The organism is Lactococcus petauri (assembly GCF_002154895.1).
Classification (GTDB): Bacteria; Bacillota; Bacilli; order Lactobacillales; family Streptococcaceae; genus Lactococcus; species Lactococcus petauri.
This window is the reverse complement of record NZ_MUIZ01000001.1, coordinates 377313-392150: the sequence shown is the minus strand read 5'-3', so window position 1 is coordinate 392150 and position 14838 is coordinate 377313. Positions and strand designations below refer to the sequence as shown.

Sequence of the window (14838 nt, the reverse complement as noted above, 5' to 3'; positions counted from 1 at the left end):
AAGTTCGGGAGGAAAAAATGCCCAAAATTTTTATTGTTGAAGACGATAAAACGATTGTTAAAATGTTGACTAATGCCTTGAAAAGTGACTTTCAGGTCTATTCTGTTTTAAATTTTCGGGCAGTCAAGCAGGAAATATTGGAAGCAGATCCGGACTTAGTCTTAATGGATATTGGTTTACCCTTTTATAACGGTTTTTACTGGACAACAGAATTACGCAAAGTCTCACAAATTCCGATTATTTTTATCTCGTCGATGAGTGATGATATGAACCAAGTCACAGCCATGAATCAAGGAGCTGATGATTTTGTTACAAAACCTTTCTCCTTGGATATCTTGCAGGCCAAAATAAAGGCATTGCTTCGTCGTTCTTATAACTTTTCTGGTCCTGAGAAATTAGAATTTGCCGGCTTTATTTTATCAGACAATATGGTAAAATCAGGGGAAAGTCAGATTGATCTCACACCTTCCGAAAACAAGATCTTGAGTGTTCTTTTTAGAGCTAACGGAGCTGTTGTAAGCAAAGAAGCTATTCTTCAAGAACTGTGGCAAACAGATGAATTTATCGACAGTAATACTTTAAATGTAAAAATGACACGTTTACGTAAAAAACTAGCTGAAATTGGATTTGCACATTTGGTAACGAAACGAGGTGTAGGCTATGCCTTGGAGTAAAATAAAGCGGTTTTTGCAGACAAAAATTGCACAAATCGGCGTGTTTCTGGTGATGCTCTTTATCTTTGTGAGCAATTTTTTACTCTGGCATCTTCCGATTGAATCCCTTATTAATGCAACTATTCTTGCTTTGATTGTATTTGTGATTTACTTGGTTTCCTCATATTTTCGATGGGCGAATAGAGAAGCACTCTTATGTGACTTGAAACATGAGCTTTTGGATTTGGAAGAAAACCTGCGTGCAAAAGAAAAACACATTAAAGAAACAGAAGATATTATCAAAGTCTGGTCCCATCAAATGAAAATCCCTTTGGCCGCAATCGATTTAATGGCACAAACAGAAATTAATCCAATCGAATTAAAAAATCAAACTTTCGCTTTGGATAATTACTTAAAAATGTTATTGGAATACCAACGTATAGCCAATATTTCAACAGATTTTCATTTTGAGAAGTTTTCTGTCGCTGCCCTTTTGCGAGAACTGCTCAAAAAATACAGTAGTTTTTTCATCCAGAAAAATTTATCCGTCACTATTTCAGGTGACTGGGAAATTACTACAGATCGCAAATGGTTCAGCTTGGCAATAGAGCAGTTGCTCAATAATGCTATAAAATATACAAATGAAGGCAGTTTAACAATTAGTATCGAAGAAAATAAAATTATTTTAAGTGATACAGGAATAGGGATTTTACCCGAAGATTTGCCACGCATATTTGAGCATGGTTTCACAGGCTATAACGGTCGCAGCTATTATAAAGCATCGGGTTTAGGCTTGTACTTAACAAAACTCATTTTGGATCGACTTGACTTTTGTATTAAGATAAGCTCAGAGCTAGGCGAAGGAACAACCGTTGAGGTGAAAAAAAATGAACAATAAACAAGTAATACTTGCACAACATCAAAATTTTGAAACAGAACGTTTAATTTTTAGAAAAGTAGAACTTGCGGACAAAGAAGACCTTTTTGAATATGCAAGTGATCCAGAAGTTGTACGTTATGTTTCATTTCCCGCACATAAAGATTTAGCTATGACCGAAGAAAGTATTGTGGAGTATTTTATACCACAGCGCTTATTTTGCTGGGCAATCGTGGATAAGCAGAGCGAAAAAATGATTGGAACCATTGATTTAAGGCTCGACGGAGATCAAGCTGTATTTGGTTGGGTGCTTAATCGTAACTTTTGGGGGAGAGGACTAATGCCAGAGGCTGCCGCTTCCCTTAGAGATTTAGCTTTTAACCAACTTGATGTAAAAATTATTGTAGCAGAACATGATGCAGAAAATCCAAAGTCAGGACGTGTAATGGAAAAGATTGGCATGCGAAAAACGGGTCAAGTCTATACATATATGGCAAAAGAGGGACGTTCTGTCCTTTGTGACTATTGGACCTTGACGAAAGAAGAATATTTAGAAGCGAAAAACTAAAAAACCACTTGCGCGTAGTGGTTTTTTTGATAGATGTTCAAGAAAAACAATACAATATTACAGCTCTTGACTTGTGCTATAATAGAAGATAAATTGTAGAGAAGAAAGTTTGAAACGCAATGAAACTCGAAATAAAGGCAAAATCACTCACAGGTAAACTTACTGTTCCTGGGGATAAATCAATTTCTCACCGCTCCATAATGTTTGGGGCGATTTCACATGGTCAAACGAGGGTAAAGCATATTTTGCGAGCTGAGGATGTCACAGCTACAATGCAAGCTTTCCAAGACTTGGGTGTTAAAATTGAAGATAAAGAGGAGATAATCTATATTCAAGGACAGGGCTTTGAGGGCTTACAGCCAGCGGATAAGCCCTTGGATATGGGAAATTCAGGAACATCGATGCGATTAATGTCGGGGATTCTCGCTGGTTTAGACTTTGATACAAAATTGATTGGTGATGCTTCGCTCTCGCGTCGCCCAATGGATCGTATTGCTCACCCATTAAAATTAATGGGAGCAAAAATCTCTGGTCAAGGAGAAACTTGCCTGCCACCTTTAGAAATTCAAGGAAGACAACTGCAGTCTATTAACTATCAACTGCCTGTAGCCTCTGCACAAGTAAAATCAGCTTTGATTTTTGCCGCACTACAAACAAAGAGTAATCAAATATCAGAAATTGTGGAAAAAGCGGTGACACGAAATCATACCGAAGAAATGCTTCAACAGTTTGGTGGAAAACTTACAGTATCGGGAAAGCATATCCGAATAAGAGGTGGACAAAAGTTAGAAGGTCAAGAAATTACAGTGCCTGGAGATATTTCCTCAGCAGCTTTTTGGATTGTTGCTGCTTTAATCATTCCAGGAAGCAGTATTGAACTGCAAAATGTTGGTATCAATGCCACACGAACAGGAATAATTGATGTTGTTACTGCTATGGGAGGAAAAGTTGAAATCACCAACCAAACTGCGATAGCTGCTACACTCAAAATTCGTTATAGCACATTGACTGCAACCCAGATATCGGGCGATTTGATACCAAGGTTGATTGATGAGCTGCCGATTATTGCTCTTTTAGCTACACAAGCTGAAGGTGAAACGGTCATTGCAGATGCGGAAGAGCTTCGTGTCAAAGAAACGGATCGTATCTCAGTTGTATCGGACATATTAAAAGCGATGGGAGCTGATGTTACACCCACAGCGGATGGGATGAAGATTAGAGGGAAGACAAACCTTCATGCGCCTCATAAAGACATCAATACTCACGGTGATCATCGTATCGGTATGATGACAGCAATTGCGGCACTTCTTGTCCAAGAAGGAGAAGTTGTTTTAGAAGGAAGTCAAGCCATTAAAACAAGTTATCCAACTTTCTTTGACGATCTGAAAGGTTTACTTGTGCCAAGCAAGGAGGAACGAGAATGGCAGTAGTGTTGATTGGGTTTATGGGCGCAGGGAAATCAACGATTGCAAGGGCTCTAAATAAGGAAAACTTTATTGACCTTGATCAAGCCATTGAACAAGAGATTGGAATGCCCATTATACAATTTTTTCAGGAATATGGCGAAGCTAAATTTCGACAAATTGAAAGAGAAACACTTGAGGCAGCGGTGCTCTCAGGATTTAATGTTGCCACAGGTGGCGGCATTGTTCAACTTGTAGAAAATCGGGACTGTCTGAAAAAGCTGAAAAATGTCGTTTATCTCAAGGCAGATTTTGAAACGCTCTATGAACGTATTCTTACTGATCAAAAGAATAAAAGACCGTTGGCTACACAACCCGTACAAGACGTAGAACAATTGTTTATGCAGCGTGAAAAATTCTACGAAGAAGTAGCGGATATTATTATTGAAACCAAGGACAAAAAACCAGAAGAAATAATTAAAGAAATTCAGGAATTAAAATGAAAATCTATTTTGTAAGACACGGTAAAACGCAATGGAACCTCGAAAAAAGGCTCCAAGGTCAAAAAGGGGACTCGCCTCTTTTGCCGGAATCCTATAAGGCGATAGCCCGAGTAAATGAAAGACTGGGACAAATTGTCCAATTTGATAAAGTGATTTCTAGCCCGCAGCCACGTGCTGTGACAACCGCAAAATTGTTAACTGCTTTGCCAGTAAATACAGATATTCGCCTTTCCGAATGGAATTTTGGTCAGCTGGAAGGCCAGTTGGTCGCAAATGCACTCTTGAAGTATCCAGATGAAATGTTTGCTTCTCGGAATGAATTGCAAAATTTTGATGGGCGCCATTTTGGAGCGGAAACAGTAGCTAATGTTTTAGCACGTTTTGATAGTTTAGCAAATGACCTCAAAAAGCAAGAGGCTGAAAATATATTATTGGTCGGTCATGGTGCTTCAGGGACAGCGGGAATGCGACATTTAGCGGGCTTTCCGCTACAAGAGTTACGTACAGCTGGTGGCTTAGCCAATAATAGTGTAACTGTTTTAGAAACGAAAGGTCAACGTTTTGAGCTGTTGCACTGGAATAAAGTGTTATGACAGAAAAAATATATTTTACCGGAACAATTGAAGCGATTTTCTTTAGTAATCCTAGTAATTTTTATAAAGTACTTTTAGTAGAAGTGGATGATACCAATAGCGATTATGAAGATTATGAAATTGTTGTAACCGGAACAATTGGGGAGTTGATCGAAGGGGACAGTTATACCTTCTATGGTAAACTTACGACACATCCAAAATATGGGGAGCAGCTTCAAGTTGAAACTTATGAAAAAGCTGTACCGACCAGTGCTGCAGGACTAATTAAATACTTTTCTTCTGATAAATTTCCTGGGATTGGTAAAAAGACGGCAGAAAGAATCGTGGCTCTTTTTCCTGATGATACAGTTGACAGTATCTTAAGTAAGCCGGAAGAATTAGACGATATCCTTCCTTTAGCAAAGAAAAATTCCTTTATTAAAAGACTTCGTGACAATCATGGTGTGGAAAAGATTTTATCAAAGCTTGCAGAATATGGTATTCCCAGTAAGCTCCAGTTTCAAATTCATGAGCTTTACAAAGATCAAACCTTGGATATTATCGCCAAGAATCCTTACCAGTTGGTTGAAGATATCAAAGGAATTGGCTTTAAAACAGCGGACCAAATTGCTCAAGAATTGGGAATTGCAGCAGATAGTAGTGACCGCTTTAGAGCGGGATTGATGCATGTGGTTAAAACACACCCTTTAATTACGGGCGATACTTATATTGAAGCGCGTGATCTTTTGCAACAAACAATCCAAGTTTTGGAAGAAGCACGCCAGATAGAAGTTAGCCCAGAGACTGTGGCTGAAGAAATCAACCATCTGCTTGAAGACGGTAAAATGCAACAAGAAGAAACTAAAATATTTGAAAATTCCCTTTATTTTGCTGAGCAAGGCATTAGTGAATACCTCAAAAAACTTATTGGACGTAGTACTCAGACCTTCTCAGATGAAAAAATTTTGAAAAATATTGAGCAAGTGGAAAATAAGCTAGGTATTCGCTACGATAAACTGCAGAAAGAAGCTATTTTTCAAGCTTTAAATAGTCAGTTCTTCATTTTAACCGGTGGACCAGGAACAGGTAAAACAACGATTATCAACGGTTTTATCGAAACTTATGCACAGCTTCATGACATTGATTTAGATCCTGGGCATTATCATGATGATGTTTTCCCTATTCTTCTGGCAGCACCAACAGGAAGAGCAAGTCGCCGAATGAATGAACTTACTGGCTTACCGGCAGCAACGCTTCATCGCCATTTAGGTTTAAATACTGATGAAGCAATGGATATGGAAAGTAATGATCTTGCGGGTTCACTTTTGATTGTTGATGAATTTTCAATGGTAGATACCTGGTTAGCAAATAAACTTTTACAAGCCATTCCTCCTTCCATGAAAGTACTCTTTGTAGGCGATGCAGATCAGCTGCCGTCAGTTGGTCCTGGGCAAGTCTTTGCAGACTTGCTGAAGCTTCCAGAGATTCCTTCAGTTCGCTTGGATAAAATCTTCCGTCAAGGAGCCGAATCGACGATTATTGACCTTGCTCATGAGATTAAGGAAGGCCGTTTGCCACAAGATTTTACTAGCCGTCATCCCGATCGTTCTTATTTTGAAGCTGGAACAGGACAAGTTGCTCATCTTGTGAAACAAGTGGCGACTGCGTGGAAAAAAAGAGGAAATAATCCTTTTGAATTGCAGATTTTAGCACCGATGTATAAAGGTGTAGCTGGGATAAACACCTTAAATGGTTTGTTGCAAGAATTGTTCAACCCTCTTGATGAGCGACAAGAGTTTAATTATCAGGATATTCATTTTCGAGAGGATGATAAAGTTCTCCATTTAGTCAATGATGCAGAAAACAATGTTTTTAATGGCGATTTAGGGAGGATTGTTGAGCTTATTCCAGCAAAACATACAGAAAGCAAGCAAGACGAAATTGTGATGGATTTTGATGGTCAGGAAGTGAGCTATCCTCGCGCAGAGTGGTATAAAATTACCTTAGCTTACGCAATGTCTATTCATAAGTCGCAAGGGAGTGAGTTTTCAACAGTTGTTGTTCCAATGGTTTCGTCCTATTCAAGGATGCTGGAACGTAATCTCTTGTATACAGCAATTACGCGAGCCAAACAAAGTCTAATTCTTGTTGGAGAACAAAAAGCCTTTGCCCAAGCTGTTCAAAAAGAAAGTGCCAATCGAAAAACTTTCTTAAAGGAGCGATTTACTGGCAAAGCAGAGCCTGTAGAAGAAATAAAGCAAACTTTGGATGATGACAAGAGTGAAACAACTGTGAAAGTTAGTCAGCCTCAAACAGAGGAAATTTCGCTTTTTCCTGAAGAAAATTTTACTTCTACATCATATCCGATTGAGTCTTTTTTAACAGCAGATTTGGTTAATTCGGGTGATTTTGATCCATTGATTGGGCTTACGGCAGCTGATTTTGCAATTTTTAAATAAAAAAAGACTGGTTTTAAACCGTCTTTTTTTATTTGTACTTTTAGCCTCAAAAAGTTAAATCATCAAAATCAGTGAGTTCATCTTGGAGCTTTTGTGTTAGTACTGTATAAGCTACAGCATATTTTTTAGGGTAAGCATCGCTGACGGATAGTTCGTTTGCTTTCTCTAAAGCAGAGAACAAACCTTCAGTCATATTGACATTATTTAGTATGCACAAGGCCAAATCATGCACGCGTTGTTCTTTTGAAAGACTCATAATATTAAGTCCCTTTCCATAAAGTTGAGTAAAAAATTACGAACGATAAGCTTAACAATATTATAACATGGTAGCGGTTAAGAAAAGTTAAAATTGCTCTGATTTTTTAGGATTTAATAGCTTTCCCTTGTGACATTGAAGTTATTAATTTTTGGCCAAGGGACAACCAATACATAAGTGGCACATTCATCATCTTTTTTACTTCCGAAAATTTTTGGAAATATAAATATGAAGTAGAATTTATACGTTCTTTTAGTCTACAGTGATAAAATAACATTATAAATTTTATCTAGTACGCTTTATAATTTTCACATTTTTGTCAACTTAGGGCTAAAAAAGGTGTTAAACCTCTTGAATGTCTGAAAAAATAAAAAAAGAAGCATCTAACCATTGGTTAGATGCTTCTCATGAACTATTGTTATGCTAATAGTTCAAATTGGAAGGTGACGTTTAAAGTATTTGCGCGTTTTCCATTTGAAACGTGCAGTTTCTACGCCTTCAGTCATTGCGACATAATCGTCTGCTAAGGTAACAACCCAGCTTTCTTTATAACGTGGCGGTGCTATTGTAGCCCCCCACATATGTTTGACAATGCAGTCGTACTCAAGATCAGAAAGGGTAGTAATTTTTGCTGCATTACGGGCAGCGATACGAGGATGAACATAGGCATGACTTTTGTTAAATTTAGTGTCGCGCCAATCGTAGTAGAAAAGGTCGTGTAAGAGACCTGCACGGGCAGCAGATTTTGCATTCCAGCCCATCTTTTTACAAACTAAATAGCTCACATAACTTACCTTGATTGAATGAATCAAACGTGTTGAAGTATAGTGATGGGTGATTTCATCAAGCTGTTTCAGTTCCGGCATTTCAAGAAAGTGACCAACATAACTCATAAACTCGGCATCTGTCAACCATGGATTTTCATCTAATTTCATATTCATATTATAGCACCATTCTATAAAATGTAAATAGCGATATGCAATTTGACACAAGAAAAAAGAAAAATATTTCAATTTTCTTTTGACAAACAGTTGCTAAAAAGCTAAAAATCCTGTATAATTTATAGGTATTACAAAAATTTGGAGGAAATAATGGCTAATATCAAATCTGCAATCAAACGCGCTGAATTGAACGTTGTTGCTAACGAACGCAACTCACAACAAAAATCTGCAATGCGTACTGCAATCAAAAAATTTGAAACTGCACCAAGCGAAGACACATTCAAAGCTGCAAGCTCTGCAATCGACAAAGCTGCATCAAAAGGTCTTATCCACGCTAACAAAGCTTCACGTGACAAATCACGTTTGGCAGCTAAATTGGGCTAATTCTTAATTGCAAAAAAATATTCCTGTCTGCTGATAGGATTTTTTTTTACTCTAAAAATGGGAGAACTTTGGATGAAGCTGATGATAGAAATAAAACATGTAAGATAAATGTTATAATAATGTTATTAACAACGTTGAATTTATAGGTGACCTAGGCAGGGAGTTGCCAGCGACAAAGAAAGGAGAGGAAAGTGGAAAAAAAGAAATAATTTTCTGCTTATTTCCGATACCAAACAATGACAGATTCTATAAAAGTAGATTTAAAAAAAACTGAAAAAGAGTTTTATTTTCCTAAAAAAATTGAAGTAATTACTGTACCTGAGATGTCTTATTTGACTGTTTCTGGTCAAGGTGCACCAGCTGGTACAGCTTTCCAAAAAGCGATTGCTTCACTTTATCCTATAGCATATGCTATTTCAATGTCCTACAAAAGAGAAGATGTGGTGATTCCACAGTTTTACCGTTTTGTTGTGCCGCCCTTAGAGGGTTTGTGGACAAGCCGGACAGCTCCAAAGGCTAATGAGCCTCTACGTAAAGAAGAACTGATTTGGAAAGTTATGATTCGGATGCCAGAATTTGTAACTGAAGAAATTGTTGAGTGGGCGAAAAAAGACACAGCTTCAAAGAAAAAACAAGATTTTTCTCAAGTAAAATATGAAAAGATTACAGACGGACTTTGTATTCAAGCCATGCATAAGGGGAGTTTTGACGATGAAGCTGAAACTTTTACTTTGATGGAGGAATTTGCCGCTGCAGAGGGCTATGAACTTATCCACAAAGAATTCCATCATCGTGAGATTTATCTTAGCGATTTCCGGAAAACTGCCCCAGAAAAGTTAAAAACCGTATTGCGCCAATATGCACAAATTAAAACGAAGGAGAAGGAAGCACAATGAAAAAAACGGATTGGAGTGAACCTTTAAGAGAACGATTGCCTCAGGAATACTTTTCAACCCTTGTTGATTTTATCAATGACGTTTATTCACAAGGCAATGTTTACCCGCCTGAGGATAAGATATTTCGAGCGATTGAATTGACTGCTTTAACTGATGTCAAAGTTGTACTAGTTGGACAGGATCCTTATCCACAGCCGGGTAAAGCTCAGGGACTAAGTTTTTCCTATCCAGCTTCCTTTGTGGTGAATCGACCAGACTCTATTGTCAATATTCGGAAAGAACTTAAAAGCGAGGGCTTTGATAAAGAGGATTCAGATTTAACACATTGGGCTGAGCAAGGGGTTTTATTGCTCAATGCTGTACTTACCGTCCCTGAGATGAAGTCTAATGCTCATAAAGGAAAAATTTGGGAACCTTTGACAGATGAGATAATAAAAATTGCTTCGGATGATGATCGTCCAAAAGTCTTTCTCTTATGGGGTGGTGATGCACGTAAGAAAGCGAAGCTGATTGATTCTTCTAAGCATTTAATACTTGAATCTGCACATCCTTCACCTCTTTCTGCTTCTCGTGGCTTCTTTGGCTCACAGCCATTTTCGAAAGCTAATACCTTTTTAGAAAAAACAGGACAAAAAGGGATAGATTGGTCAAAATAAGAAAATTATGAAGAAAGAACCCCAAACTAGGACTCAAGTCTGATGACAGCCTTGTAAATTTTTGGTAAAATAGTCTTAAAGGTATATTAGAAAAGGAGATACTATGGAAAATCCATTTATAAATAATAATAGAAGTCAAGTATCGCTGAATCAATTTTTTGCTCGCATTTATGGGATTGTCGGAATTGGAGTTGCTGTTTCAGCACTCACATCTTTTTTAACAATAAATATTTTCTGGGATGCAGCTCAGAACTTGGTGAATCGTGCCGGTTTTGCAATGCTTATCATTTGGTTCTTGCCACTGATTCTCATCTTCCCAATGCAAAATGCAGCCATGAAAAATAAACCCACGGCTTTGCCTATGTTTATTGGTTTCTCAGTCTTAATGGGCTTCATGATGAGCTTCACAATTGCAGCTTATACAGCTTCTGATGTCACTTTAGCCTTTGTATCAACTGCTGGAATGTTCTTTGGTCTTTCAGTTTATGGACGTACAACTAAACGTGATTTGTCAGGTATGGGGCGTGCCATGATGGGTATGCTGATTGGTTTAATCATCGCAGGGGTTATTAACATCTTCTTAAGAAGTCCAATGGTTGTCTTTGTTTCTTCAATCATCAGTGTCCTCGTTTTCAGTGGGCTGATCGCTTGGGACAATCAAAAGATTGAGCATGTTTACCGCCAAAATAACGGTAATGTAAGTAACGGCTGGGCGATTAGCATGGCGTTATCACTCTATCTTGACTTTATCAACCTTTTCCTCTCACTCTTGAGAATCTTTGGATTTATGGGAAACAGTCGTGATTAATAAAAAACTTCATCAATTGATGAAGTTTTTTTATTTTTTTGGGGGGTTAGATAAGCAACTACTTCAAAAAGAGTTCTTCTAATTTATGGGCAACCCCGTCCTCATCATTTGTCCACGGAAGAATTTCAGTGGCATGTGGTGTGAGGCGAGTGGAGGCATTTTTCATAGCATAGGCTTCCTCAGCAAATTTAAACATTTCGATGTCGTTATGCTCGTCACCAAATGCTATAAGGTTTTCTTTTGGAATTTCGAGAACACGGAGAAGATGCTTGAGACCAGAAGCTTTGCTGACACCTTTGGGGACAATTTCTAAAACGCCATTAGGACCGCCCCAGCCACTTACACTGATTTTTCCGTTATAATGATCTTGGATTTGCTTGGCCAGACGAAATTTATCTTTTACTCGTGTAGAAAGGAGTACTGCATGCGGATTGTCATCGAGACGATCTGCGCGCAAACGATTGTAGGGATGGAACTGTTCGACACCAAAAAGTTTAGGGGTTACGTTCCTGAAGTTATTAAGGAAAAATTTACGGCGATATTCAACCGCAAAAAATTCTAAATCAAAGTTTTGTTGATGGCGTAAAAAGTCAAAGACGAATGAACGATCAATATAATGACCTTTGGTGTACTCCCAATTACGATTGTCTGGCTTGGAAATCAAAGCACCATTGAAGTTGATCATCGGACTTTTAAGTTCGAGTTCGCGATAAATATCAACAGCCATACGGAAAGGACGACCCGTGGAGATGCAGATGATGTGGCCTTGCTCCTCAATACGTTTAAAAATATATTTCGTATAGCGACTGATTGTACGCCCGTCGCTATGAAGCGTTGTGCCGTCAAGATCAATGGCAATCAATTTTCTATCTTTGTTTTCCATACTTAATCCTTTAAAATATTTCTTATTTTTTATTATACCAGAAAAGCAGTAAAGCTGCTTTTGGTCTAGGTTACTTTTTAAAAAATAAGATGTGGAGTGTTCATTATTGTAATCTACAAGACACTATGAAAAATAAAATTTATGTTTTTGACAACAATTATTAAAATGGACGAACTTTTATAAATATTTATAAGTCTCTAGTTCGGTATTTACGAACATATACGGACTTGTTTTTTAAAATGACTCGAAATTCCTTGTTTCAAACTTAAAATTTATTTATACTGAACATGTATCATTTTATGACGTGTGTCACGAAAAACGAATGTGGCATGCAACTTTTTATTAAAAGGAGAATTTATTCGTGAACAAGTTCTTTAAACTTGAAGAAAACGGCACTACTGTGGGCCGTGAAATTATGGCAGGTATTACTACCTTCTTTGCTATGAGCTACATCTTGTTTGTCAATCCTGATGTTTTAGGATCAACAGGCATGCCCGTTCAGGCAGTTTTCTTAGCTACTATCTTAGCTTCAATTGTGGGTTCGGTAGCTATTGGTTTAATCGCCAATGTTCCTTATGCCCTTGCACCAGGTATGGGAATTAACGCCTTCTTTGCTTATACTGTTGTTCTTTCATTAGGCTACACTTGGCAAGAAGCTTTAGCAATGGTCTTCATTTGTGGTATTGTCAATATTATTATTACATTTACTTCAATTCGTAAAGCAATTGTTTTAGGAATTCCTGAGAGCTTACAACACGCTATTGGTGGTGGTATCGGTATTTTCATCGCTTATATCGGTATTAAAAACGCTGGTATTCTTGAATTTATTGCATCACCAGGTACTTATACGGATAACCACGGCACTATCACTGCAGATTCAACAATTGTACCTGGCTTAGTTAAATTTGATGATCCTGGTGTTCTTGTTGCTTTAGTTGGTATTTTAGTAACAATGTTCTTTGTTCTCCGTAAATGGAAAGCAGGGATTCTCTTGTCAATCGCAGTAACGACTGTACTTGCACTTTTAACAGGTGTTACAAAAGTTGATATGTCTACACTTTTTGCAGACAACAATCTCGGGACAGCAATCAACGAGATGGGAACAACTTTTGGTGCTGCTTTTGGTCCTAAAGGTTTTGGTAGTTTATTTTCTGATTCATCTCGAATTATTGAAGTTTTGATGACAATTTTGGCCTTCTCGTTAACCTCAATCTTTGATCCGATTGGTACGTTCATTGGTACAGGTCGTAGCACAGGAATCTTTACAGATCAAGATTTTGTGGATATGGCAAATAGCAAAGGTTTCTCATCTAAAATGGACAAAGCACTCTTTGCTGACATGATTGCTACACCAATTGGTGCGATTTTCGGAACTTCAAATACAACTGTTTATGTAGAATCAGCAGCTGGTATTGGAGCAGGCGGACGTACAGGATTGACTTCGATTGTCGTTGCTGTGATGTTTGCGATCTCAAGTCTTTTCTTACCATTACTTGCCATTGTTCCAACGCAAGCAACGGCTCCAATTTTGATCATTGTAGGTATGATGATGTTGTCATCATTCAAGGAAATCAACTGGTCTGAATTGAGCGAAGCTATTCCAGCCTTCTTTGCTTCAGTATTTATGGGTCTTGGCTACTCCATCTCATATGGTATTGCTGCTGGCTTTATCACTTATATCTTCTCAAAACTCTTTACAGGTAAGATTAAAGAAGTAAAACCAATTATTTGGGTTGTCGCAATTGCATTTGCCTTAAATTTTGCAGTACTTGCTATTCTCTAAAAATAACTCTATAATTTGTACACTATCATGAGAGAAATCCGCTTTTATCAGCGGATTTTTATGTTAAAATAAAGACATGGAGACACCACTTATTATTGCATTTTCGGTGATTAGTTTTTTAGCTTTAATCCCGACCGTCATTTTTTACACAAAGTCGCATCGTTTGAAGGATATGAGAACTTTACGTTTAGGACGACTTACTATTGGTTTTTTAGCCAGTCTTTTTGTACTGTTTAACGGTATTATGGGGATTCTTTTTTCGGCTAATTATAATTCACATTCCAATATCATTTTAGCCATAATTATTATTGAGCTTGCCCTCTTTTTGATTCCTACTTTTATGATTAGTTTTGTCGTACCTGTGGGGATTGTGGTTTTAACGATTAAAATGTGGCGGCGTGAATCACATAGTTTAGCGAATTTGATTTTGCCGGCCATTATGTTTGTCTTTTTTCTAGTCGATTGGCTCTATATTCGAGTTTCTACTTTATCTGAAGGTTGGCTTTGGCTACAGCTCTTGAGTTACGTTTATCCTGTGCTGGCCTTTTATCTTGTCTGGCAATTCACGGTTTTCTTTTTTGCTAGCTGGACATATGGACGTCGTTTCCGTAAAAAGTCTTCAAAATATCACGTGGTTCTAGGCTCTGGACTGATTAATGGCCAGTTTGTTAGCCCCCTTTTAGCTAACCGTATCCGTGCAGGAATAAAGGCTGCAAATGATAAAACTATAATGGTTTTCTCTGGGGGACAAGGTAGTGATGAACAACTTGCGGAAGCACTAGCGATGCAAAAATACGCTGTCGAAGAACTGGGCTTTCCCAAAGAACGAACCTTGGTTGAAGATCAATCAAAAACAACTTTTGAAAATTTAAAATTTTCATCTCAGTTGATTGAAAAAATTGAACAGAAAGCCGATGAAGAATTTCTCTTTTTCTCTTCGGACTATCACGTTTTCCGAGCGGCTCTCTTTGCTGCTCAACAAGGATTAAATGCGCAAGGAGGGATTGGAGGAAAAACACCTTTGTACTTCCGTCTTCCAGCATTTATTCGTGAGTTTATCGCAGTGATGAACAGTCAAAGACGTAAACATATTTTTTGGGTTGGCTTAATCACAGGTGTATTCATAGCATTTGCTCTTTTTATTCTTTTTATGGATCACTTTGTACTTAACCGTTAAGATATAAAGACTCGGATTT

The 14838-nt window shown here is 37.8% G+C and carries 16 protein-coding genes; 13 read left to right on the top strand and 3 right to left on the bottom strand.

The genetic code is table 11. From position 1 onward, the window contains the following. The first annotated feature begins 17 nt into the window (after positions 1–17). The 7 genes from BZZ03_RS02045 (at position 18) to recD2 (ending at position 7035) form a co-directional block, all read left to right on the top strand. A complete protein-coding gene (locus BZZ03_RS02045; RefSeq protein WP_029343491.1) occupies positions 18–674 on the top strand; it encodes a response regulator transcription factor in 657 nt (218 codons plus the stop codon). Then, the gene (locus BZZ03_RS02040) at positions 661–1551 is read left to right on the top strand and encodes a sensor histidine kinase (RefSeq protein ID WP_040086577.1); all 891 of its coding nucleotides are present in this window, start codon (positions 661–663) and stop codon (positions 1549–1551) included. The genes BZZ03_RS02045 and BZZ03_RS02040 overlap by 14 nt, the downstream gene beginning before the upstream one ends. Then, positions 1541–2098, top strand: coding sequence for a GNAT family N-acetyltransferase (locus BZZ03_RS02035; protein ID WP_086582262.1), 558 nt, complete (start codon positions 1541–1543; stop codon positions 2096–2098). The genes BZZ03_RS02040 and BZZ03_RS02035 overlap by 11 nt, the downstream gene beginning before the upstream one ends. 119 nt (positions 2099–2217) lie before the next feature. Then, entirely contained in the window at positions 2218–3528 is a 1311-nt protein-coding gene (gene aroA / locus BZZ03_RS02030) for a 3-phosphoshikimate 1-carboxyvinyltransferase (RefSeq protein WP_086582260.1), read from the top strand. Then, positions 3519–4004, top strand: coding sequence for a shikimate kinase (locus BZZ03_RS02025; RefSeq protein ID WP_019293096.1), 486 nt, complete (start codon positions 3519–3521; stop codon positions 4002–4004). Before aroA ends, BZZ03_RS02025 begins: the two co-directional genes overlap by 10 nt. After that, on the top strand, positions 4001–4597 hold the full coding sequence (locus BZZ03_RS02020) for a histidine phosphatase family protein (RefSeq protein WP_019292054.1): 597 nt from the start codon (positions 4001–4003) through the stop codon (positions 4595–4597). The genes BZZ03_RS02025 and BZZ03_RS02020 overlap by 4 nt, the downstream gene beginning before the upstream one ends. Then, positions 4594–7035, top strand: a complete 2442-nt coding sequence (recD2, locus tag BZZ03_RS02015; RefSeq protein WP_086582258.1) for an SF1B family DNA helicase RecD2 — start codon at positions 4594–4596, stop codon at positions 7033–7035. The genes BZZ03_RS02020 and recD2 overlap by 4 nt, the downstream gene beginning before the upstream one ends. A 46-nt stretch (positions 7036–7081) precedes the next feature. Here the strand turns inward: recD2 and BZZ03_RS02010 are convergent, their stop codons facing one another. Further along, the gene (locus BZZ03_RS02010) at positions 7082–7291 is read right to left on the bottom strand and encodes a hypothetical protein (RefSeq protein WP_019292052.1); all 210 of its coding nucleotides are present in this window, start codon (positions 7289–7291) and stop codon (positions 7082–7084) included. A gap of 431 nt (positions 7292–7722) precedes the next feature. Then, on the bottom strand, positions 7723–8232 hold the full coding sequence (locus BZZ03_RS02005; RefSeq protein WP_017368896.1) for an HD domain-containing protein: 510 nt from the start codon (positions 8230–8232) through the stop codon (positions 7723–7725). A 150-nt stretch (positions 8233–8382) separates the two neighbouring features. On the opposite strand from BZZ03_RS02005, the gene rpsT reads away from it, so the two are divergent. From rpsT to BZZ03_RS01985, 4 genes are all read left to right on the top strand, one after another. Further along, positions 8383–8616, top strand: coding sequence for a 30S ribosomal protein S20 (gene rpsT, locus BZZ03_RS02000; protein WP_004259004.1), 234 nt, complete (start codon positions 8383–8385; stop codon positions 8614–8616). A 236-nt stretch (positions 8617–8852) separates the two neighbouring features. Continuing rightward, on the top strand, positions 8853–9512 hold the full coding sequence (locus tag BZZ03_RS01995) for a GyrI-like domain-containing protein (protein WP_086582257.1): 660 nt from the start codon (positions 8853–8855) through the stop codon (positions 9510–9512). Then, positions 9509–10168, top strand: coding sequence for a uracil-DNA glycosylase (locus tag BZZ03_RS01990; RefSeq protein WP_086582255.1), 660 nt, complete (start codon positions 9509–9511; stop codon positions 10166–10168). Before BZZ03_RS01995 ends, BZZ03_RS01990 begins: the two co-directional genes overlap by 4 nt. 103 nt (positions 10169–10271) lie before the next feature. Further along, entirely contained in the window at positions 10272–10976 is a 705-nt protein-coding gene (locus BZZ03_RS01985; protein WP_004258993.1) for a Bax inhibitor-1/YccA family protein, read from the top strand. Positions 10977–11034: 58 nt separating this feature from the next. Here the strand turns inward: BZZ03_RS01985 and BZZ03_RS01980 are convergent, their stop codons facing one another. After that, positions 11035–11859 (bottom strand): Cof-type HAD-IIB family hydrolase, encoded by an 825-nt coding sequence (locus BZZ03_RS01980; RefSeq protein ID WP_019293090.1) that lies wholly within the window; start codon positions 11857–11859, stop codon positions 11035–11037. Positions 11860–12220: 361 nt separating this feature from the next. On the opposite strand from BZZ03_RS01980, the gene BZZ03_RS01975 reads away from it, so the two are divergent. Beyond that, positions 12221–13642: an NCS2 family permease gene (locus BZZ03_RS01975; protein ID WP_019292048.1), complete on the top strand. Its 1422-nt coding sequence runs from the start codon at positions 12221–12223 to the stop codon at positions 13640–13642. A 76-nt stretch (positions 13643–13718) separates the two neighbouring features. After that, on the top strand, positions 13719–14819 hold the full coding sequence (locus BZZ03_RS01970) for a YdcF family protein (RefSeq protein WP_019292047.1): 1101 nt from the start codon (positions 13719–13721) through the stop codon (positions 14817–14819). Positions 14820–14838 lie beyond the last annotated feature (19 nt).

Coding starts and splice junctions, on each gene's coding strand:
- BZZ03_RS01990 (WP_086582255.1), top strand. CDS start 9,509: ATGAAAAAAACGGATTGGAGTGAACCTTTAAGAGAACGATTGCCTCAG.
- rpsT (WP_004259004.1), top strand. CDS start 8,383: ATGGCTAATATCAAATCTGCAATCAAACGCGCTGAATTGAACGTTGTT.
- BZZ03_RS01970 (WP_019292047.1), top strand. CDS start 13,719: ATGGAGACACCACTTATTATTGCATTTTCGGTGATTAGTTTTTTAGCT.
- BZZ03_RS02045 (WP_029343491.1), top strand. CDS start 18: ATGCCCAAAATTTTTATTGTTGAAGACGATAAAACGATTGTTAAAATG.
- BZZ03_RS02025 (WP_019293096.1), top strand. CDS start 3,519: ATGGCAGTAGTGTTGATTGGGTTTATGGGCGCAGGGAAATCAACGATT.
- recD2 (WP_086582258.1), top strand. CDS start 4,594: ATGACAGAAAAAATATATTTTACCGGAACAATTGAAGCGATTTTCTTT.
- BZZ03_RS01980 (WP_019293090.1), bottom strand. CDS start 11,859: ATGGAAAACAAAGATAGAAAATTGATTGCCATTGATCTTGACGGCACA.
- BZZ03_RS02040 (WP_040086577.1), top strand. CDS start 661: ATGCCTTGGAGTAAAATAAAGCGGTTTTTGCAGACAAAAATTGCACAA.
- BZZ03_RS02010 (WP_019292052.1), bottom strand. CDS start 7,291: ATGAGTCTTTCAAAAGAACAACGCGTGCATGATTTGGCCTTGTGCATA.
- BZZ03_RS02020 (WP_019292054.1), top strand. CDS start 4,001: ATGAAAATCTATTTTGTAAGACACGGTAAAACGCAATGGAACCTCGAA.
- BZZ03_RS01995 (WP_086582257.1), top strand. CDS start 8,853: ATGACAGATTCTATAAAAGTAGATTTAAAAAAAACTGAAAAAGAGTTT.
- BZZ03_RS02035 (WP_086582262.1), top strand. CDS start 1,541: ATGAACAATAAACAAGTAATACTTGCACAACATCAAAATTTTGAAACA.
- BZZ03_RS01985 (WP_004258993.1), top strand. CDS start 10,272: ATGGAAAATCCATTTATAAATAATAATAGAAGTCAAGTATCGCTGAAT.
- BZZ03_RS02005 (WP_017368896.1), bottom strand. CDS start 8,232: ATGAATATGAAATTAGATGAAAATCCATGGTTGACAGATGCCGAGTTT.
- aroA (WP_086582260.1), top strand. CDS start 2,218: ATGAAACTCGAAATAAAGGCAAAATCACTCACAGGTAAACTTACTGTT.